Below are 20,069 nucleotides of genomic sequence, written 5' to 3'. Positions count from 1 at the left end.
TTATTAGCACAGCTATGTGCAATATAGAATCATGCCAGTTATTGCAATATCAGAAATCAAAAGCAGGCAATTCATCCCACCACCTAAAGAGGATGGGGGAATTCTTGCAGTGTTTAGTTAAAAGACGAAAGAAAAAGGTTCTGTTTAAAAGAAACAAAAATGGAACATAAAGAAACATTTTGAGAAACATATAAAAAAGTGAAACATAAAAAATCGAAAACACGAACAGATTGAAAAGAAACGGAACAGACCGCAGGAAAAGAGAATGTCTGAAGTATGAAAAAACGCGGTAAAAAGGTGTACAATATCTGCAAAAAGAAAAAAACAGCCGGATGCGCCAGGTTGGCATATACCTTGCTTATTATATGGTCAGAACATAAATGCAAAAAAATAACAGTGCATTTAAGGAAAAAGGAGGGTATTTGATATGGCAACAAAACCAGTGATTGGTGTACTTCTTGGAGATGCTGCCGGTGTTGGTCCGGAGCTTGTGGCAAAGTGCGCGGCAGAAGGATTTTATGAGCAGTACTGTAAGCCGATCGTGATCGGAGATCTCCGGGTGCTGGAGCGTGCGCTTGAGGTGACCGGGGCAAAGGATAAGGTGAAGCTTCAGGTGATTTCCGATGCAGAAGAGGCAGACTGGGAGAAGGGCCTTCCAGTGCTGGATCAGAAAAATGTAGATCCGGAGGAGGTTCCGTTTGGAGTTAAGACTGTAGTAAGTGGTAAGGCATGCCTGGATATGCTGAAGCTTGGCGTGGAATTATGGCAGACAGGCAAGATTGGCGGCTATGTCTTTGGTCCGTTAAATAAAGCCGGCATGCATGATGCAGGGCTGACCCTGGAGAGTGAGCATCATTATCTTGCAAAGCTTCTGGGACACACAGATCCATTTGGCGAAATCAATGTGACCAACGGTCTTTATACGACCAGAACCACGAGCCACATTCCGATTTCTCAGGTAAGTGCAGATCTGAGTGAAAATGACGGACTTCGCATTAAGCGGGCAATTCGTCTTTCCTATAAGACCCTGACCGGAGCAGGAATTGAGAATCCGAGGATCGGCGTTGCTGCGCTGAATCCGCATTGCGGTGAGAATGGGGACTGCGGACGTGAGGAAATTGATGTCATCCGTCCGGCTATCGAGTGGGCACAGAAGGAAGGCATCAATGCTACCGGTCCATATCCGTCTGATATCGTGTTCCACAAGGCTCTGGTTAAGAAAGAGTTTGACGGCGTGGTTACCATGTATCATGATCAGGGCCAGATCGCGCTGAAACTGATTGGTTTCGAGGGCGGTATTACCGTTGCAGGCGGCTTCCCGATTCCGATCGTTACCTGCGGTCACGGAACTGCTTACGATATTGCCGGGAAAGGTGTGGTAACAACGGCATCGTTTGAAAATGCGGTAAAACAGTGCGCTACCATGGCAGCAGTAGCAGCAAAATAACAAAGCCATCCAGTATAAATTTTGTATTGCATATAGGAAGGGGACTCCGAAAGGGGTCCTCTTTCTTTTTAACAATGAAACATCGTGAATATAAATGAAACATAATGTAACATAAACTAAAAAAGAGAAACATTTTTGAGAAAAAAGGATCAAAACAGGTAAAAATAGGGTATAAAAATGAAAAAATCAAGGATCTGATTGGGAAAAATCACGATAGATTTCCACACTTTTACATCAAAATTAAAAAAATAGCCGAAAAAAATATCAACATGGCACAAGCCTTGCTTCTTATATGCTTATCAGGACATCCGGAACAGGATGCGAGTAAGAGGAGGTAGAACAAGGTGAAAAGGTTTGGTTCAAAACAGCTGATCCCGATCGCAATGGCACTGATGGGAGTGGTGTTTGCAGTGGTTGGATTTACGCAGCTGGGGTTCTGGGACAAGGAACCGAAAGCGGGATTTTTCCCCAGCATCATTGCTGTGGTCATGGTGATTTCCAGTGTGGCCGCATTCTTCCAGACACTGAAAGAGGAGGATAAACCACAGTACAACAAAAATGAGCTTCTGGTTATCGCTGGCGGCGCAGGTGTGATCGCGGGCAGCTTCATCATTGGCATGATCCCGATGATCTTTCTGTATGTGCTCTTCTGGCTTCTGGTGGTTGAGAAGGGAACCCCGATCCTGCACATCATCATCATTGAAGCAATCGTGGCAGTCATCGTGCTGGGCGTTTTTGCCGGATGGCTGCAGGTTCAGTTCCCGTGGGGGCTGTTTGAAAACTTTATGTAGGGAGGAAACGGAATATGCAAAACTTTTCCATGCTGATCCAGGGCTTTGGCACAGCACTGACTCCGATGAACATTGGAGTATGTATGCTTGGAGCAATCCTTGGACTGATTGTTGGCGCAATGCCCGGCATTGGTTCTCTGGCCGGTGTTGCACTGCTTTTGCCGCTGACATACAAGTTTAATCCGGCAACGGCGATCATCATGCTGGGCGCCCTGTACTATTCCAATATGTACGGCGGAAGCTTCAGCGCAATTCTTTTAAACATCCCGGGAGATTCTCCGGCGGTATGCACCACTCTGGACGGTTATCCGATGGCAACAAAGAGAAAGAGACCCGGACAGGCGCTTTTAACCGCAAACATGGCATCCTGCATCGGCGGTACCATCGGCATGTTTATCCTGACCTTTATGGGACCCGGACTTGCAAACCTGGGACTGAAATTTGGTCCGTCCGAGATGACAGCGATCCTGCTGATCGCCATGACATCCATCAGCTGGCTGGTCGGAGAAAATCCCATCAAGGGCGTAGTCATTACCTGTTTTGGTATTCTGCTTGCAAGCATGGGAATGGATACCCTGTCCGGCGCTCCGCGCTATGAGTTTGGAAGCATGTATCTGCTCGGCGGCATTCCGTTTACCCCGTTTGTCATTGGTGCGGTTGGCTTTGCGCAGGTCATCAAGCTGATCAATGACCGTGATTCTGACAATGAGAAGCGCGCCGGTTCCGCAAAGAATGAGATGAAGCTTTCCATCCGCGGTTCCATGCTGACCGGACATGATTTTAAGAGACTGCTTCCGCCGGCACTCCGTTCCGGACTGATGGGAACCTTCATTGGTGTCCTTCCGGGAGCGGGTGCAACCACAGGCTCCTTCATGGGCTATGCTGTCCAGAAAAAGTTTAAGAGTGAGGAGCCTCTTGGTACCGGCGCGATTGAGGGTATTGCGGCAGCAGAGGCAGCAAACAATGCAGCGGCGGCAGGCGCCTTTGCACCGCTTCTGGCACTGGGAATTCCGGGATCCGGAACCGGCGCTGTTTTATTAGGCGGTCTGATGATGTGGGGATTATCTCCGGGCCCGCTGCTGTTTGAGAACGAGCCGGAGTTCTGCTGGGGTCTGATCGCTTCTCTGTATCTGGCAAATGTTTTCACCTTACTGGTTGCGATCTGTATTATTCCGTTCCTGATCCAGATCCTGTCCGTACCGGTAAAATACATGATCCCGATCATTACGGTGGTCTGCATCGTAGGCGCCTACAGCACCAGCAATTCCATGTATGGAGTCATTATCATGTTCCTGTCCGGCATTGTGGGATATCTTTTAAACAAGAACAATTTCCCGTCAGCACCGATGCTGTTATCCTTTGTACTGGCACCGCTTCTGGAGAACAACATGCGTAAGGCGTTTATCCTTTCCGGCGGAAGCTTAAGCATTTTCTTTACAAGACCGATCACCTGTGTGCTGATGATTATTTTCTTTGCGATCATTCTTGCTTCAGCCCTGCGCCCGGTTCTGGACAAAAAGAAAGGCGCGGCAGCCTGAAAAAACAAAAACTGTGAAAATAATAAATGGAGGGTTTATATTTATGAAAAAGAGACTTTTAGCAGGTATCATGGCAGGTGTTATGGCAGCATCCGTACTGGTGACCGGGTGTGGCGGCAGCAAGGATGTGAAGGATGGAACCTTTACTCCGACGAAAACGATCCAGTGGATGTGTACATCCAGCGCCGGCGGCGGATCAGATATTTTTACCCGTAAGATCAGTGATATTATGACTGCCCAGAATCTTGTCAATGGCCAGACCATCGTAGTGACCAACAAGACAGACGGTTCCGGTGAGGTAGGACGTAATGAAGTGGCAGGTCTGAAAAAGAATGCGGATTATCAGCTTTTGACCTTCAACAGCGGCGATCTGATGCCGATGGTGACCAATACCAAGAACCGTTCTTCTAATTTCCGTATTCTTGCGGTTATGGCAGTGGACAAGCAGCTCTTATTCAAGGGAAAAGAGGCAAAGTATGATACCTTTGCAGATGTCATTGACGCGGTAAAGGCGGGCAATAAGGTGGTCATCGGAGGTTCCAAGGGTGATGACATTGCTACCTATCAGGCACTGATCGCAGAACTGGGAGTATCCGAAGACCAGCTGACTTACATTACCTATGATTCTACCGGTGACGCGATCACTGCGGCATTAGGCGGACATGTGGAGTTTGTTATCGCAAAACCGGCAGCAGCCTCTGAATATGTTGAGGCTGGTTCCCTGATCCCGATCCTGGCGCTGGCAAATGAGCGCTATACCGGCAATCTGGCAGATGCTCCGACCTTAAGTGAAGTGGGAGATTACAACAATGTAGAGGTTCCGGTATGGCGTGGTGTTGCAGCTCCGGCAGCCATGAGTGATGAGGCTGCTGCTTACTGGAGCGAGGTACTCGGAAGCGTATCAGAGACGGATGCATGGAAGAATGAGTACATTGACGCAAATAAGCTGATCGCAGACTACATGGATACCACAGCAGCAACGGAATACGTGACCAAGTATGAGGCTGACTATATGGCTGAAAATGGATTAAAGTAACACGGGCTTTGGAAAATACTGATAAAAACGGGGAATGCGCTATTTCGCGCATTCCCCGTTTTTGTGGTCAAATATCATGGAAGAAGGATTTTATATTTTTTCATTTTCCGCCACAAGGTACTTTTGTCCATTCCGAGAAATTCAGCAGTTTTTGTGCGGCTGTTGTGGAAGGTATAGAGTGCCTTCAGAATTTCTTCCCGCTCATCGTAAAGGGAATAGACCGGTGTGTCCCGGGACGTTGACAGGTCTGCTTTTTCCGGCTTGTCTGGAGTGGAAGCGGCGATATCCGGAAGGACCTTCAGGATATCTGCCGGTGTGGCAAGCGGATTCTGAGTCAGTATGGAAAGTCTCTGGCAGAAATTTCGCATTTCGCGGATATTTCCGGGCCAGGGATACTGCGTGATCAGGCTTGCTCCTTCTTCGGAAAGCCCTGTCAGGATGCAGCCGGTGCGCTCGTGCTCATAGGAGATCAGCTGACTCAGAAGAAAGAGCGCATCCTGCTCCCGGTTTCGCAGCGGCGGGAGGTTCAGCTCCAGAACATCCAGACGGTAAAGCAGATCCTGGCGGAATCTGCCGTCAGCCACTTCCTCTTTCAGGTTTTTGTTGGTGGCAGAGATGACGCGCACATCAATCGGAATGACGGTATCACTTCCGAGACGCACGACCTCGCGCTCCTGCAGAACACGCAGCAGACGGCTCTGGAGGTTTGGAGAGACATCTCCGATTTCGTCTAAGAAAATGGTGCCTTTGTGTGCCAGCTCGAAGAAGCCCATTTTTCCGCCCTTGGAAGCGCCGGTAAAAGCGCCTTCTACATAGCCGAACAGTTCGCTTTCCAGAAGGTTTTCCGGGAGTGCCGAGCAGTTGATCGCCACAAAGGGATGGTTTTTGCGGGGACTGGAGTTGTGGATGCTTTGCGCAAAGAGCTCTTTTCCGGTTCCAGTTTCTCCGTAGATCAGGATATTTGAGTCGGAATAGCTGTAGGTCATGGCATCGGAGATCACGGAATCCATGATCCTGCTTTTGTGCAGGATATTGGAAAACTGATATTTTGCCTGAAAGCTCGAATGACGCAGCTTTTTTCGTACCTGCAGCTCATCTGCCTGGATGCGGCTTGTATCCTGAAAGGTCAGAACACAGCCGGTATTTCCGCTGTTATCCGGTACCGGAACGCAGTTTACCATCAGGTGGTAGGAGGCATAGATGTGCAGCTCGGAAAGAAGCTTTTTTCCGTTTCTGGTAACCTCCTCCACCGGGAGGTTGGGGAAAAAATCCAGGATGCTGCGTCCGGTAAGGAACGCGTGGCCGGAATCCAGAATAGAATAGCAGTATTTATTTGCGAATGTGATGATGCCGTTCTGATCTGTGGAAAGGATGCCCTGAAAGGAATAGTTCATGATATTGGCTATCTGGGCACTGCGCATTTTCTCTCTTAAGTCAATTTCGGCTGCGGATTTTGCCTCATCGATCGCATTGTTGATGGCTTCCTGGCCGGATTCGATCATGACAGCCGGAAGACCGCTTTTTTTAGCCAGCTCAACGCCTGTATAGTTGCCGACCAGGGCGTCACATCCATCTGAAATTGCCTGCCGGATGGCGTCAGCGAGCAGGGGTTCGGAATTGACCGGGTAGGTAGAGAGCTTCATGTCGGGAAATGCATCCCGGATGCTTTCAATACCGTAGATCATGTTAAAGGATCCGATCACCGCAATGTGAGACAGCTCAGGACACCTGCGGCGCGCTTTCAGGACGGCAGCAATGACATCATAGCCGCCGACCTTCAGCTCTGCGCAGATGTAGCCGCGCTGCTTCATGGTCAGGGCAGAGAAGCCGCGGGCGATCACGACATCGGCATTCAGATCCTGAAGCGGATTATTGTAGAAATCCTGTACAATTTCGTATTCAATCTCGTCACGGTCCGGGCGTTCCTGGAAAACCTGCTTAATGAGAGGGACGATCTGGGGATAGGGAGCATAAAAAATCATGTGGATCATAGAAAACCTCCATTTGTACATGAAAATTACTGTCTGATGATGATTATAGAGGAATTTGCACGGAAAAGAAAGCAAAAATTGCAAAAGATTGCAAAGTGATTTTCAGAAAGCTATAAAATGCAATTAAATAAAATGTTATGCAATATCAAAACACATGAAATAGGAAAAATATAGAATGTAGCAGAGATAATGCAAAAAGAATCAATTGTGATAATGCATTGAAATAGAGATTGATATTTGTGCAAAATACATAAAAAGGAATGCGAAAAACAGAAAAACTGCGTAAAAAGGAAAAGTAGGCATAAGGTTTGCTTTATAGTATGTCAGAACTGGTTCAGAAACAAAAAACATAGTAGGATTTGTATGGAGGGTACAGGTTATGATTGGTAATGTCAGAATACTCGGAACAATGAAAAAATTTCCGGCAGGCGCGATGGTGATCCCGCTGCTGCTTGGATGCACGGTAAACACATTTTTCCCGGAAGCTTTAAAAATCGGAGGCTTCACAACAGGACTTTTCAAGAATGGAATTCCAACCCTGATCGGTTTGTATCTGTTCTGCAGTGGAGCAACGATTGATGTAAAAGCAGCAGGAGAGACGGTATACAAAGGCGTGCTTCTGACAGCTCTGAAGTTCTTTGGTGGCTTTGGTATCGGACTTCTTCTGAATGCGATTTTTGGAGAAGCCGGATTTCTGGGCTTGCTTCCACTGGCAGTCATTGGCGCAGTAACCAATTCCAATGGTGTTATTTATGCAACTCTTGCCGGTGAGTATGGCGAAGAGTCTGACGTAGGAGCAACCGCGATCCTGACTCTAAACGATGGTCCGTTCTTTACAATGATCGCGCTTGGAACAGCAGGAATCGGCAAATTCCCGATCACCGCGATCATGGCAAGCATTATCCCGCTGATCATTGGTTTTATCATCGGTAACCTGGATCATGAGTGGAGAGAAACTCTTTCCACTGCTATGGCACTTCTCCCGCCGTTCAATGGTTTCTGTCTTGGAGCAGGCATGAGCTTTTTCACCATTGCAGGCGCCGGCTTTTCCGGTATCCTTCTCGGACTGCTGACAGTTATGGTAACCGGTATCCTTACCTTTATCATTTACAGCCTGATCCGAAGGAAAGCAGATCCGATGGGAGCAGCAATCGGTACGGTGGCAGGCGTTGCCGCAACAACACCGGCAGCGATTGCTGATGCAGATCCGTCCTTTGCTCCACAGGTTGAGACTGCAAGTGCACAGATTGCGGCAGCAACCATTGTGACAGCGATCGTGACACCGCTTCTGGTGGCATTTCTGGCACGGTACTCCAGAAAATTCAACGAAAAGCATGGCCTTGGCAATGCAAAACAGCAGAATACCGGAGTAAAAGCCATGATGGCTGAGACAGAATAAAGCAGGGGGAAACAGATATGAGCAATATTATTTTAAAAGCTGACCGTGTTCTGGTTGGCGAGGATCTGAATTTAAAAGAGCACATGGCAGTGATCGTCCGTGATGGAAAAATAGAGGAGATCGTACCGCAGGCGGAGTGTCCTGCGGTAGAAGGTGCGGAGGTGATCGATTTAAAGAATACGACCCTCATGCCCGGCATGATCGAGTGTCATAACCATCTTTCTATTGACGCCACGATCCCGGAACATCTGGAGCTTCTGGCATGGAGTACAGAATGTGAGCTGACCCTGATTGCACTGGACGGGTTCCGGAAAGATCTGATGAGCGGAGTCACAACAGCACGCTGCATGGGAGACCGTTTTTATATTGATGTAACACTGAAAAAGCTGATTGAACAGGGAAAGGTGGCAGGACCAAAGCTTCTCGCAGCAGGCATTGGCATGAAGGGAAGCCACGGTGCCGGATATATCGGAAGCCCGCACTGCGGACCGGAGGAGATCCGGAAAACTGCCCGCGAAAATTTAAAGAAGGGTGTTGACCTGTTAAAGCTGTTTATCACTCCGGGAGTCCCGGATCCGGAGAGCGAGTTTGTGCCGAGCTTTTTAAGTCTGGAGGAGATTGCCATGGCAGTCAATGAGGCGGCAAGAAAGAACCTTCCGGTTGCTGCGCACTGTATCGGCGGTCAGGGCTTAAAAGACTGTATCGACGGCGGCGTGCAGGTCATTGAGCATATGTATATGTGCACCCCGCAGGATGCGGAATGGCTGGCAAATTCCAAATGTATTGTTGACTTTACTTCCGGTATTTTCCTGGATCCGACGCGCGAGGAAACCCTGTCGGCAAACAATGCATACCGGGTTCGCAAAAACCGCCCGCGCGTCCGGGAAAGACTGAAGCTTCTGATGAGTACCGGTGTTCCGTATGTTCTGGGAACCGATGCTTATCATGGCTATCTGTACCGCGAGGTCGGATATGCGGTAGAGCTCGGTTCAGACATTGTGACCGCATTAAAGGGTGTTACCTCCAATGCCGCGAAGGTCTGCGGACTGGGAGACCGGATCGGAAGCTTAAAGAAAGGCTATGCCGCAGATATCATTGCAGTGGATGGAAATCCGCTGACGGATGTGGAGTGCCTGGCAAAGGTACCGTTTGTCATGCAGGATGGCAACATTGTGAAACGGAAGTGAAACGTTTGCAACTAGCATCAAGAAACAAAATGAAAAATGTTGAGAAACAAAGTGAAACATAATTCCTGAGAAAACAAAAAAAGGACAGAAAAATGCACTGGAAAGACCTGGCACATGTTTTGCTTTATATACTGGTATCAGGAAGTCAGAGAAAAGGAGTGAGGGTATGAAGTTATGTTATCAGGTTGCGACACCGGATGTTGCTATTGCGGATTCGGTTACGGCATATCAGGGACCTCTGGAGAAAAGCTTTTCGGATCTCGCAAAGCTTGGTTATCAGGGAGTGGAGCTGATGACGTTAAATCCGTCAGAGCTTGACTGGGAGTTTGTAAAATGTGAGGCAGAAAAAAATGGGTTGAAGGTGGTTCTGGTCTGCACCGGTGAAATCTTCGGCCAGCTGGGACTCAGCTACACAAACCCGGATCCGGAGAACCGGAAGGAGGCAATCCGCAGAAGTAAGGAGATCATCGATTTTGCTGCTTATCTGGGAGCAAATATCAACATCGGGCGTATCCGCGGCCAGTACTGCAGCGAACTGACAAAAGAGCAGACAGAAGAACTGGCCATTGCGGCATTCCGGGAGCTGGCTGATTACGCGGCTCCAAAGGGCGTGCAGATTGCGCTGGAGACGGTTACCATCATGCAGACGAATTTCATTAACACCTGTGCGGAGGGCGCGGATATGGTAGACCGGGTGGACCGGCCAAACTTCCGCCTGATGTTAGATGTGTTCCACTTAAACCTGGAGGAAAAGAATCTGTTTGACGCCATCCGGCAGTACAGCCCATATAACATTCATGTCCATCTGGCAGACAACAACCGCCGCTATCCGGGACAGTGCGGACTGGATTTTGAAAAAATCATTTCCACATTTAAAGAATGCGGCTATGACGGCGCGTTTACCACAGAAATTTTCCAGCTGCCGAGCATGGAGGGCGCTGCGAAGGGGGCAGCGGAGTATCTGATCCCAATCATGAAAAAAGTATACGGACAGGAGGAAGCATGAAAAGCATAGCACTGATCCATACCGTAAAGACGGTAGCGAATTCCTTTGAACAGAAGCTGAAGGATTATGTGGGGGAACCGGTCAAAATCCATAATCTCTGGGACGATTTCCTGGCGAATAATCCGAATGAGATCGGAGAGTTTACCATAGAAAACCGCTGCCGCCTGTATAACGATATCAAGTCCGCGGAGATGACGGGAGCCGATATGATCGTGGTGACCTGTTCTACACTGACCCCGGTGGTCAATATGATCCGGCCCTTTGTGAGGGTTCCTCTGATCGCCATTGACGATGCGATGGGAAGGAAGGCAGTAACCTATGGAGACCGGATCCTGGTTCTTGCGACGGCAGGAAGCACGGAGGGGCCTATGCGGGAAAAGCTGAACGCGGAAGCAGCAAAGCTTGGAAAAAGCATTCAGATTGATTTTCTGGCAAACGCGGAAGCGTTTCAGGCTATGAAGGCAGTACAGATGGAGCGTCACGATGCGATCCTGTTAGATATGGCGAAAAATATTTCCGGATATGACTGTGTGGTGCTGGCTCAGGCATCCATGGCACATCTGGATCAGAAAATAGAAGCAATCTGTAAGATCCCTGTTCTGTCAAGTCCCGGACTTTGCATGGAGCAGGTGAAGGAAACATTAAAAACGATATAAAAATAGAAAAGGAGACTACTGACATGACCAACGAAAAGAAACAGGAGTTGGATGCTCTTTGCCTGAAATTCAGACGTACCCTGATAGAAATCTTACATGAGAGACAGACCGGACATCCGGGCGGATCTCTTTCCGTATGCGAGATCCTTACAAACCTTTATTTTAACGACGCAAATATCTCTCCGGAGAATATCAATGACAGAAGCCGCGATAAGATCGTGCTCTGCAAGGGACATGCTGCTCCGATGCTTTATCTGGAGCTGGCAGAAAAAGGCTTTTTCCCGATGGAAGAGATGCACAGCCTCCGTCAGATCAACAGCCGTCTGCAGGGACATCCGTGTTCCAAAGAGACTCCCGGAGTTGAGGCATCTACCGGTCCTCTTGGAGCCGGTTATCCGTTCGCGTTAGGCATGGCACTTTCCGATATGCATGATGGTGTAGACGCTTACACCTATGCGATCCTTGGAGATGGTGAGATCAACGAGGGCGTGGTTTGGGAGACCTGCATGAACGCCTCCAAGTTTAAAGCAGACCGCCTGATCTCTATTCTGGACTGGAATGGTGTACAGCTGGACGGAACTACCGAGCAGATCATGCCGATGGGTGACATCGAACTGAAATTTAAGGCATTTGGCTATAATACCATTGTTTGTGACGGACATAATGTGGCAGCCCTCAGCGCAGCGATCGAGACAGCAAAATCGGTTAAGGGCGTTCCGAGCATCATTCTGGCAAAGACTGTGAAGGGTAAGGGCATTTCCTTTATGGAGGGCAAGAACACCTGGCATGGTGCTCCGGTTAAGGATGCCGATTATGAAGCAGCAATGAAAGAACTGGGAGGTGTACAGTAATGGCAAAGGCAATTCGTGATGTATATGGAGAGACACTGAAAAAATACGGCGCGATGAATGAGAATATCGTAGTTCTGGATGCAGATGTATCCGGCTCCACAAAATCGGCCATGTTCGGCAAGGAGTATCCGGACCGTTTCTATAACTGCGGAATCAGTGAGTATGCGATGATGGGCATGGCAGCAGGCATGGCCAAAAACGGCAAGATCCCGTTTGTCAATACCTTTGCGGTATTTTTAACCACACTGGGGTCCCTGGCAGCAAGGACCTTTATGTCCTACTCCGGACTGCCGATCAAGATGATGGGTGGCTACGGCGGATTATCCGATGCCTTTGACGGCGCGACTCACCATGCTCTGGAGGACATTGCCATGATGCGTACGCTTCCGGGAGTCAATGTTATGGTAGCTTCCGACGCGCAGATTACCGACTGGATGGTCAAAACCGCGATTGAAGTCAATGAGCCGATGTACATTCGTCTTTCGAGAGACGCGGCTCCGGACTGCCATCCGGAGAATGCGAAGTTTGAAATGGGCAAAGGTATGGTGGTAAGAGAAGGAACCGATGTAACCATCATTGCCTGTGGTCTGATGGTAAGTACCGCGATTACGGCTGCAAAAGCTCTGGAGCAGGAGGGCATCAGCGTGAGAGTTGTGGATATGTACTGCATCAAACCGATTGACGCAGAGCTGATCGAGAAATGCGCGAAAGAAACCGGCGCGATCGTAACAGCAGAGGAGCACAGCGTGATCGGCGGTCTTGGCGGAGCAGTCAGCGAGGTTCTGGCAAAATCCGGATGCCTGGTACCGGTCGAGATGGTCGGCATGCAGGATCGTCACGGTGAATCCGGTCCTTACAGTGAACTGTTAAAGAAATACGGCCTGGATGCGGACGCGGTTGCAGCAGCGGCAAAAAAGGCAGCAGCAAGAAAATAGGCGGCCGCGTCAGGCAGATTCCATCGGAAAGGAATAAAAAATTATGGAAAAGTCCATGAAACGGTACATGAAGGTCGGTACGATCCTTCATGTATCCTACAAAGAGGTTGGTTCCGGTGAGGGACCGATCCTGGAATGTTTAAAAAAGATTGTGACGGACCCGTATTTTGAAGCGGTGGAAGTGGCACACATGAAGGATCCGGCTGTGCGCAAAAAAGCGGCAGAGATGATTGCTGCTGCGCATATGACCACTGCTTACGGCGGTCAGGGACTGATGCTGGGAGCTGGCTTAAACATCAATGACTTAAACGAAGAGGGACGACAGAAGGCCCTCGCTTCCCTGAAAATGGGGATTGATGAGGCATATGAGATCGGGGCGCAGGACTTTGCGTTTCTTGCAGGCCGCTACGAGGAAGAGACAATGGAAGAATCCTTTCAGGCACTTATTGTTTCCACCAGAGAGCTTTGCGAGTATGCGAAAGCTAAGGGAAACATGCCGGTTCTCTGCGAGGTGTTTGATTATGATATCGCAAAGAAATCTCTGATCGGTCCGGTTGACCGGGTAAAACGCTACGCAGAGACGATCTGTGCGGAGTATGACAATTTTGGCCTGATGGTGGATCTGAGCCATATTCCCATGATCCATGAGACCATTGAGGAAAATCTGCTTCCGGTGCGTAAATTTATCCGTCACGCCCATATGGGCAATACCGTCATCAAAAGTCCGGAGTGCCCGGCCTACGGCGATGAGCATCCGCGTTTTGGATTCCCGGACAGCGAAAACGATGTAAAAGAACTGGCGGATTATCTGAGGCTGCTGATGGAGATCGGATTTATCAGTGAAAAGAATCGTCCGATCGTAAGCTTTGAGGTAAAACCCTTTGAAGAGGAGGATCCCGATATCTGCCTGGCAAATGCAAAACGAACACTTGACCTGGCGTGGGAACTTGTATAAAGTTAGAATTGCATAACAATAAAATGAATCAGAGCAGGAGGAAAAGAACATGAGAGAGTCCATTCATAAATATTTTCAGGTAGGTACCATCCGCTGGATGTCCTTTCCGAACAGAAGTGTAGTAGATCAGGTAAAGCGGATCGCGGTAGATGATTACTTTGATGCGATCGAGGTGACCAAATGTGCCGATGACGCAGAGCGCGAAGAGGTGAAAAAAATCCTGGAGCAGTCCCATTTAAAGGTCTGCTATGGCGCACAGCCGAGACTTCTCGGGCCGAAGCTGAATCCGAACGACATCGATGAGGAGGGCAGAAAAAAAGCTGAGGCTACCCTGATCGAGGCAGTGGATGAGGCAGAATACCTTGGCGCAAAGGGAATCGCGTTCCTGGCAGGAAAATGGGAAGAGGAAACCAAGGATCAGGCTTACGCGCAGCTGTTAAAAACTACCCGTAATGTCTGTGACTACGCAGCGAAGAAGGGCATGAACGTAGAGCTGGAGGTCTTTGATTTTGATATGGACAAGGCAGCCCTGATCGGACCGGCTCCTTATGCGGCACAGTTCGCGGCAGACATGAGAATGACCCATAACAATTTCGGCTTATTGGTAGATCTGTCTCATTTCCCGACTACCTATGAGACCTCAAAATTCGTGATCCGGACCTTAAGACCTTACATCACCCACCTTCATTTCGGAAACGCAGTTGTCGAAGAGGGCTGCCCGATGTATGGTGACAAGCATCCGCGTCTGGGTTATCCGAACAGCGCCAACGATGTGGAGCAGCTGACCGATTATCTGCAGGTACTGAAGGAAGAGGGCTTCTTCAACGCGAAGGATCCGATGGTACTTTCCATGGAGGTTACCCTGGCTCCGGGTGAGGACGATGAGATCATTCTGGCAAATACTAAACGCTGCTTAAACCGCGCGTGGGCACTGGTAGAGGACTAAAAAATACAGGAACACGAAAAGGAGAATGGCATTATGAAAATTGTAGTATTAGATGGATATACCGAGAATCCGGGCGATATCAGCTGGGCGCCAATTGAGGCCCTGGGCGAAGTTACCGTATATGACAGAACTGCTTATGAGGAGTCCCCGCTGATCGCGGAGCGCATCGGTGACGCAGATGTGATCGTGATCAACAAAACGCCGATCAGTAAAGAAACCATGGACAAGTGCCCGAACTTAAAGGCGATTGCAGTTCTGGCTACCGGTTACAATGTAGTAGATTATGAGTACGCAAAGGCAAAGGGCATTCCGGTTATGAATGTTCCGGTATATGGAACAGATAATGTCAGCCAGTTTGCTGTCAGCCTTTTGCTTGAGGTATGCTCCCATATCGGACATCACAGCGATTCTGTATATGCCGGTGAGTGGGCGGAGAACGCAGACTGGTGCTACTGGCATTATCCGATGATCGAGGTATCCGGAAAGACTGCAGGCATCATCGGACTTGGCCGTATCGGTGTGAATACCGCAAAGATCTTAAAGGCCATGAACGTGAATGTAATCGCTTATGACGCATTCCAGAGCGAGGCAGGAAAAGAGGTTGCGGAGTATGTAGAATTAGATGAGCTGCTTGCAAAGTCTGACTTTATCTTCCTGCATTGCCCGCTGTTCCCGTCTACCCAGGGAATTATCGGAAAAGAGAATATCGCGAAGATGAAGGATGGAGTCATCATCATCAATAACAGCCGCGGACCGCTGATCGTTGAGCAGGATCTTTACGACGCATTAGAGAGCGGAAAAGTGGCAGCCGCAGCTGTGGATGTTGTTTCCACGGAGCCGATCAAAAAAGACAATGTTCTCTTAAAGGCGAAAAACTGCATCATCACCCCTCATATTTCCTGGGCAACCAAGGAGGCACGTGAACGCATCATGAACACCACTGCAGAGAATATCAAGTCCGTGATCGACGGTGCTCCGCAGAATGTAGTGAATAAGTAACAGAAAAACAAGACGATTTTCATAATTTTTCTGCAAAATTGAATGGGCTATGGTATACTTTACCATAGCCCATTCAAGGAAAAGGGGCAGATGAAACTGTCTTGGAAAAAGGAGAAAATCTCTGATATGGTAAAGATAAGGGTTTTTATACCGCATCTGGAGCTGAAGGAAATCTTTGAAGATGTGGTGAAGAAACTGCCGCAGTACGAAACAATTCAGATAGAACAGCAGTATGTATTCGGAACACCGGATGATCTGGCCAAATATGGTGATGCAGATGTGCTGGTCGCGCGGGGCATGACCTATGAGGTGCTGAAAAAGCTGTTTCCGGACAAGCATGTGATTGAAGTACATGTCAGCAGCTTTGATATTTTTGACGCGCTGGTAGAGTGCAGAAAACAGAATGCCGGAAAAATCGCACTCTGCCTGCACAACCGGAAATTCAAATCCATGAAGGAGCTGGAGGAGCTTTGCGGCGCGTCCATCACGATTTATGATGCTCCGAATGAGGCTTCCACGGAAGCCGCGGTCCATCAGGCCATGGAGGACGGCGCGGATATTTTTGTCGGCGCGGGAACCATGTGCGGGATCTGTGACCGGCTGGGATTAAAGCGTGTCCACATCCATACGAATGAAGAAGCGGTGGAGGTGGCCATGAAGGAAGCGCTCAATGCAGCGCGGACAATCCGGCAGGAGCGTGCCAAGAGTGATATCATTGAGGCCATGCTCAATCACAGTGAGGAAGGCGTGCTCGCGATCAGCGACAGAGGACGGATTCTGGCGATCAATAATCAGGCATACCGTATTTTTCAGATTTCTACCGTAGACTCGCTGGTTGGCACTCCGGCAGCAGAGCTGGAGCAGGCAGATGACTGGGAAAATCTTCTGCATGAAAATCAGGCGCGCGAGCGCATCCTGAAGATCAAAGGCAAGGATTACTATGTACAGTACAAACACCTGAGTGAAGAAGCGGCAGAGACCGGAGCTTTGGTTTTTATCCGGAATACCGACCGGATCATGGAAGAGGAACGAAAGATCCGGAAGGGACTTGCGGAAAAAGGACTGACGGCCAAGTATTCCTTTTCAGATATTCTTGGAAAAAGCAAGGCAATTCGTGAGAATATCCATATGGCACAGCGCTACAGCCGGGTTAATTCCAATGTTCTGATCGTGGGAGAAACCGGTACCGGAAAAGAATTATTCGCGCACAGTATTCATCAGGCATCAAGCCGCAGTGATCAGCCGTTTGTTGCGTTAAACTGTGCTGCGCTCCCGGAAAATCTGCTGGAAAGCGAATTGTTCGGGTATGAGGCAGGCGCTTTCTCGGGCGCGGCCAAAGGCGGTAAGATCGGTCTGTTTGAGCTGGCACACCGGGGAACCATCTTTTTGGATGAGATTGGAGAAATTCCGATCACTTTGCAGGCCAAGCTTTTGCGTGTGCTGCAGGAAAAGGAAATCCGCCGCATCGGCAGCACCAGTGTGCATCCGATCGATGTCCGTGTGGTTTCTGCAACCAATATTAATATAGAAGAAAAGATCCGGGGCGGACAGTTCCGTTCTGATCTGTATTATCGTTTGAACCTTCTTGATATCAGTATTCCGCCGCTCAGAGAGCGCCGGGAAGATGTTCAGGAGCTGGTTGATTTTTACCTGACCAGATTTGCGTGCGAAATGGGAAAACGGATCCCGACTGTAACACCGGAGGCTGCACAGCTTTTGATGCAGTATGACTGGCCGGGAAACGTGCGGGAGCTGCGCAATGTCTGTGAACGCCTGATCGTTTTGAATGACAGCGATTTTGTCAGTGCCGAGCTTTTAAGACAATTGAAAATTTTTCGCGAGAGCAAAGCGCGGGAGCCGGTTATTCTTCCGGAGGAACAGATGGAAGATACGGTCTACAGCCGCTTAAAGCCGAAGAAAAAGAAAAAGGAGCTGGCGGAGGAGCTTGGTGTCAGCCGTACGACCCTGTGGCGTATGGCAAAACGACAGAGCGAGTTAGAGCAAAAGCAGCGGGAGCAGGAGATCAGCAAGAGAAGGAGCGAATGATTAAATGGAACTGAATTACGGAATGTCTCTGGAACAGAAGCAGCAGTTATCTCAGAATCAGATACAGTCCCTGGAGGTGCTGGCCATGGACAGTGTGGAACTGAGTGAATTTTTGCAGGACGAATACCTGGAAAATCCTCTCCTGGATTACTCGGAGGAGCATGCGATGCCGGGCGGCAGGGAGGATATCGGGCAGACCTATGAACAGACGCCGGTACTGGAACAGAATTACGACGATACTGCGGAGGAAGAAGACCGGAGAAGAAAAGATATTCCAATGCCGGAGACAGAAAGCATCAAAAACTATATTCTGGATCAGCTGCCGGATGGAGCATGCAGCCGGAAACTGGCAGAGTTTATGACAGACTGTCTGGATGACAACGGCTTTTTTACAATACCGGTTGCGGAAGTGGCACAGAAAACCGGAGTGCCGGAGGCGGAAGTTTCCTGGACTCTGAAGGTGCTGCAGGAACTGGAGCCCTATGGGATTTTCGCGCAGGATCTGAAACACAGCCTGTTAAAACAGCTGGAGATGCAGGGACTAAAAAATGATCCGGTCAGTCAGGTGGTGAAGGAACACCTGCAGGATGTGGCAGATGGAAAGATCAGTGCCATTTCCAGGGCGCTGAAGCTCTCAACCGCAGAAGTACGCAAATGCATAGATCAGATCGCAAAGCTGAATCCGAGACCCCTGGGAGAGTTTGGAGGAAAACGCAACGATTACGTGGTTCCGGACATTATTTTCCGGAAAGATGACGGAAAATGGGAAATTGAACTCAATGATGGATGGGTGGAGGACTATCATATCAATGATTATTATCTGAAAATGATGAAGGAATCCACAGATGCTCAGCTTGGGGCTTATTTTCAGAAAAAACTGGAGCGCATCCGCTTTGTGATGAACAGTATCGCACAGAGGCGCAGGACAATTCTTCAGATATCAGAGCAGATTCTGAATGTACAGGAGCATTTTCTGGATGGAACCGGATTCTTAAAACCCATGACGATGACGGATGTGGCAGAAAGCCTTGGAATCCATACTTCTACGGTGAGCCGGGCCATCAAAGGAAAGTATATCCAGTATCCGTGCGGAACCGTATTGATGAAGCATCTGTTTACGGCATCGGTTTCAGCAGCAGAAGGCAGCGATGCGGTCGGAACCATGCAGATCAAGGAACTGATGAAGGAGCTGATCCGCAATGAAGATAAGAATAAGCCTTACAGCGATCAGAAGCTTTCATCACTTTTGAAAGAGCGCGGCATTGAAATTTCAAGACGTGCTGTGGCAAAATACCGGGAAGAACTTGGAATTCGAGGAAGCTTTGACCGGAAAATATTTTAAAGGAAAAGGAGAATAAGATTATGAAATTTTTTGTTGATACCGCAAATGTTGAGGAAATCCGCAAGGCAAATGATATGGGAATTATCTGTGGTGTAACCACCAACCCGTCCCTGATCGCAAAAGAGGGCCGTGATTTCAATCAGGTTATCGCAGAGATCGCTTCTATTGTGGACGGACCGATCAGCGGTGAGGTAAAGGCTACTACTACTGATGCAGAGGGCATGATCAAAGAAGGCCGCGAGATCGCGGCCATCCATCCGAATATGGTAGTAAAGATCCCGATGACCGTAGAGGGCTTAAAGGCTGTTAAGGTTCTCCACGCGGAAGGCATCAAGACCAACGTAACCCTGATCTTTTCCGCAGCGCAGGCACTGCTGGCTGCAAGAGCCGGCGCAAACTATGTTTCCCCGTTCCTGGGAAGACTGGATGACATCTCCATGCCGGGTATCGACCTGATCAACGAGATTACTGAGATCTTTATGATGCACGACATCCAGACCGAGATCATCGCAGCGAGCATCCGAAATCCGATTCATGTCATTGACTGTGCAAAGGCAGGCGCTGATATCGCTACGGTTCCGTACAAGGTATTAGAGCAGATGACCAAGCACCCGCTGACCGACCAGGGTATTGCAAAATTCCAGGCAGATTATAAGGCTGTATTCGGCGAGTAAAAATCAGAAAATGAAACAAACACAGGGGTGGGGCCGATTTTGTGCCCCACCCCTGTACTGACTTTGCCGAAGAAAAACAAAGCAGAGAAAACCGGTTGGTTTCTGCAGAAAAAATAAAAAATAAAAAAAGTGAAAAAAGTTGTTGACAGATAGAAAACGCTGTGATAGTATATAACACGTTGCTGCTGACGCGGCAACAACATGAACCTTGAAAATGAAAGATTGAACAGTGTTTAAAACCCTGAAAATTCTAATAAAAAAGAGTCCTGG

Annotated in this window: 17 protein-coding genes; 16 read left to right on the top strand and 1 reads right to left on the bottom strand. The window is 48.8% G+C overall.

The features are described 5' to 3' along the window. Nucleotides 1-427 precede the first annotated feature (427 nt). The 4 genes from WMO41_RS14785 to WMO41_RS14770 all read left to right on the top strand — a co-directional run bounded on the left by WMO41_RS14785 (nucleotide 428) and on the right by WMO41_RS14770 (nucleotide 4,812). Nucleotides 428-1,447: a 4-hydroxythreonine-4-phosphate dehydrogenase PdxA gene (locus WMO41_RS14785; protein WP_349230410.1), complete on the top strand. Its 1,020-nt coding sequence runs from the start codon at nucleotides 428-430 to the stop codon at nucleotides 1,445-1,447. 344 nt (nucleotides 1,448-1,791) lie between these two features. Then, nucleotides 1,792-2,238, top strand: a complete 447-nt coding sequence (locus WMO41_RS14780; protein ID WP_349230409.1) for a tripartite tricarboxylate transporter TctB family protein — start codon at nucleotides 1,792-1,794, stop codon at nucleotides 2,236-2,238. A 14-nt stretch (nucleotides 2,239-2,252) separates the two neighbouring features. Further along, nucleotides 2,253-3,776, top strand: a complete 1,524-nt coding sequence (locus WMO41_RS14775) for a tripartite tricarboxylate transporter permease (protein WP_349230408.1) — start codon at nucleotides 2,253-2,255, stop codon at nucleotides 3,774-3,776. A gap of 43 nt (nucleotides 3,777-3,819) precedes the next feature. Further along, on the top strand, nucleotides 3,820-4,812 hold the full coding sequence (locus WMO41_RS14770) for a tripartite tricarboxylate transporter substrate-binding protein (protein ID WP_349230407.1): 993 nt from the start codon (nucleotides 3,820-3,822) through the stop codon (nucleotides 4,810-4,812). A 74-nt stretch (nucleotides 4,813-4,886) separates the two neighbouring features. On the opposite strand, the gene WMO41_RS14765 is transcribed toward WMO41_RS14770, so the two are convergent. Next, nucleotides 4,887-6,803 (bottom strand): sigma 54-interacting transcriptional regulator, encoded by a 1,917-nt coding sequence (locus tag WMO41_RS14765; protein ID WP_349230406.1) that lies wholly within the window; start codon nucleotides 6,801-6,803, stop codon nucleotides 4,887-4,889. A gap of 379 nt (nucleotides 6,804-7,182) precedes the next feature. Here WMO41_RS14765 and WMO41_RS14760 point away from each other — a divergent pair, with 379 nt between their 5' ends. From WMO41_RS14760 to fsa, 12 genes are all read left to right on the top strand, one after another. Then, nucleotides 7,183-8,202, top strand: a complete 1,020-nt coding sequence (locus WMO41_RS14760) for a 2-keto-3-deoxygluconate permease (protein WP_349230405.1) — start codon at nucleotides 7,183-7,185, stop codon at nucleotides 8,200-8,202. 17 nt (nucleotides 8,203-8,219) lie between these two features. Continuing rightward, complete coding sequence (locus tag WMO41_RS14755; RefSeq protein ID WP_349230404.1) at nucleotides 8,220-9,389, top strand: amidohydrolase family protein; 1,170 nt, start codon at nucleotides 8,220-8,222, stop codon at nucleotides 9,387-9,389. A 166-nt stretch (nucleotides 9,390-9,555) separates the two neighbouring features. Next, nucleotides 9,556-10,395 carry a sugar phosphate isomerase/epimerase family protein gene (locus WMO41_RS14750; RefSeq protein ID WP_349230403.1) on the top strand — a complete coding sequence of 280 codons (840 nt, stop codon included), beginning with the start codon at nucleotides 9,556-9,558 and terminating at the stop codon, nucleotides 10,393-10,395. Beyond that, entirely contained in the window at nucleotides 10,392-11,051 is a 660-nt protein-coding gene (locus WMO41_RS14745) for an aspartate/glutamate racemase family protein (protein WP_349230402.1), read from the top strand. Before WMO41_RS14750 ends, WMO41_RS14745 begins: the two co-directional genes overlap by 4 nt. 23 nt (nucleotides 11,052-11,074) lie before the next feature. After that, a complete protein-coding gene (locus tag WMO41_RS14740; protein WP_118534062.1) occupies nucleotides 11,075-11,902 on the top strand; it encodes a transketolase in 828 nt (275 codons plus the stop codon). Beyond that, nucleotides 11,902-12,837 carry a transketolase C-terminal domain-containing protein gene (locus WMO41_RS14735; protein ID WP_177291838.1) on the top strand — a complete coding sequence of 312 codons (936 nt, stop codon included), beginning with the start codon at nucleotides 11,902-11,904 and terminating at the stop codon, nucleotides 12,835-12,837. Before WMO41_RS14740 ends, WMO41_RS14735 begins: the two co-directional genes overlap by 1 nt. Nucleotides 12,838-12,880: 43 nt before the next feature. Further along, on the top strand, nucleotides 12,881-13,792 hold the full coding sequence (locus tag WMO41_RS14730) for a sugar phosphate isomerase/epimerase family protein (RefSeq protein WP_349230401.1): 912 nt from the start codon (nucleotides 12,881-12,883) through the stop codon (nucleotides 13,790-13,792). Between the two features lie 49 nt (nucleotides 13,793-13,841). Then, nucleotides 13,842-14,738, top strand: coding sequence for a sugar phosphate isomerase/epimerase family protein (locus tag WMO41_RS14725; protein WP_118534065.1), 897 nt, complete (start codon nucleotides 13,842-13,844; stop codon nucleotides 14,736-14,738). A 33-nt stretch (nucleotides 14,739-14,771) separates the two neighbouring features. After that, complete coding sequence (locus tag WMO41_RS14720) at nucleotides 14,772-15,737, top strand: D-2-hydroxyacid dehydrogenase (protein WP_349230400.1); 966 nt, start codon at nucleotides 14,772-14,774, stop codon at nucleotides 15,735-15,737. A gap of 126 nt (nucleotides 15,738-15,863) precedes the next feature. Further along, a complete protein-coding gene (locus tag WMO41_RS14715; RefSeq protein ID WP_349230399.1) occupies nucleotides 15,864-17,783 on the top strand; it encodes a sigma 54-interacting transcriptional regulator in 1,920 nt (639 codons plus the stop codon). Nucleotides 17,784-17,787: 4 nt separating this feature from the next. Continuing rightward, a complete protein-coding gene (gene rpoN, locus WMO41_RS14710; RefSeq protein ID WP_349230398.1) occupies nucleotides 17,788-19,125 on the top strand; it encodes an RNA polymerase factor sigma-54 in 1,338 nt (445 codons plus the stop codon). 20 nt (nucleotides 19,126-19,145) lie between these two features. After that, nucleotides 19,146-19,799 (top strand): fructose-6-phosphate aldolase, encoded by a 654-nt coding sequence (gene fsa / locus WMO41_RS14705; protein WP_349230397.1) that lies wholly within the window; start codon nucleotides 19,146-19,148, stop codon nucleotides 19,797-19,799. Nucleotides 19,800-20,069 lie beyond the last annotated feature (270 nt).

The sequence above is a fragment of the Ventrimonas faecis genome (assembly GCF_040096075.1).
GTDB lineage: Bacteria > Bacillota > Clostridia > Lachnospirales > Lachnospiraceae > Brotaphodocola > Brotaphodocola faecis.
The sequence above is the reverse complement of the archived record's forward strand: the minus strand, read 5'-3'. Positions and strand labels throughout refer to the sequence as shown.

Excerpts from the sequence above, each read along its gene's own strand:
- WMO41_RS14715 (WP_349230399.1), top strand. The coding sequence starts at position 15,864 with ATGGTAAAGATAAGGGTTTTTATACCGCATCTGGAGCTGAAGGAAATC.
- WMO41_RS14725 (WP_118534065.1), top strand. The coding sequence starts at position 13,842 with ATGAGAGAGTCCATTCATAAATATTTTCAGGTAGGTACCATCCGCTGG.
- fsa (WP_349230397.1), top strand. The coding sequence starts at position 19,146 with ATGAAATTTTTTGTTGATACCGCAAATGTTGAGGAAATCCGCAAGGCA.
- rpoN (WP_349230398.1), top strand. The coding sequence starts at position 17,788 with ATGGAACTGAATTACGGAATGTCTCTGGAACAGAAGCAGCAGTTATCT.
- WMO41_RS14745 (WP_349230402.1), top strand. The coding sequence starts at position 10,392 with ATGAAAAGCATAGCACTGATCCATACCGTAAAGACGGTAGCGAATTCC.
- WMO41_RS14755 (WP_349230404.1), top strand. The coding sequence starts at position 8,220 with ATGAGCAATATTATTTTAAAAGCTGACCGTGTTCTGGTTGGCGAGGAT.
- WMO41_RS14775 (WP_349230408.1), top strand. The coding sequence starts at position 2,253 with ATGCAAAACTTTTCCATGCTGATCCAGGGCTTTGGCACAGCACTGACT.
- WMO41_RS14770 (WP_349230407.1), top strand. The coding sequence starts at position 3,820 with ATGAAAAAGAGACTTTTAGCAGGTATCATGGCAGGTGTTATGGCAGCA.
- WMO41_RS14720 (WP_349230400.1), top strand. The coding sequence starts at position 14,772 with ATGAAAATTGTAGTATTAGATGGATATACCGAGAATCCGGGCGATATC.
- WMO41_RS14735 (WP_177291838.1), top strand. The coding sequence starts at position 11,902 with ATGGCAAAGGCAATTCGTGATGTATATGGAGAGACACTGAAAAAATAC.
- WMO41_RS14760 (WP_349230405.1), top strand. The coding sequence starts at position 7,183 with ATGATTGGTAATGTCAGAATACTCGGAACAATGAAAAAATTTCCGGCA.
- WMO41_RS14750 (WP_349230403.1), top strand. The coding sequence starts at position 9,556 with ATGAAGTTATGTTATCAGGTTGCGACACCGGATGTTGCTATTGCGGAT.
- WMO41_RS14765 (WP_349230406.1), bottom strand. The coding sequence starts at position 6,803 with ATGATCCACATGATTTTTTATGCTCCCTATCCCCAGATCGTCCCTCTC.
- WMO41_RS14730 (WP_349230401.1), top strand. The coding sequence starts at position 12,881 with ATGGAAAAGTCCATGAAACGGTACATGAAGGTCGGTACGATCCTTCAT.
- WMO41_RS14740 (WP_118534062.1), top strand. The coding sequence starts at position 11,075 with ATGACCAACGAAAAGAAACAGGAGTTGGATGCTCTTTGCCTGAAATTC.
- WMO41_RS14785 (WP_349230410.1), top strand. The coding sequence starts at position 428 with ATGGCAACAAAACCAGTGATTGGTGTACTTCTTGGAGATGCTGCCGGT.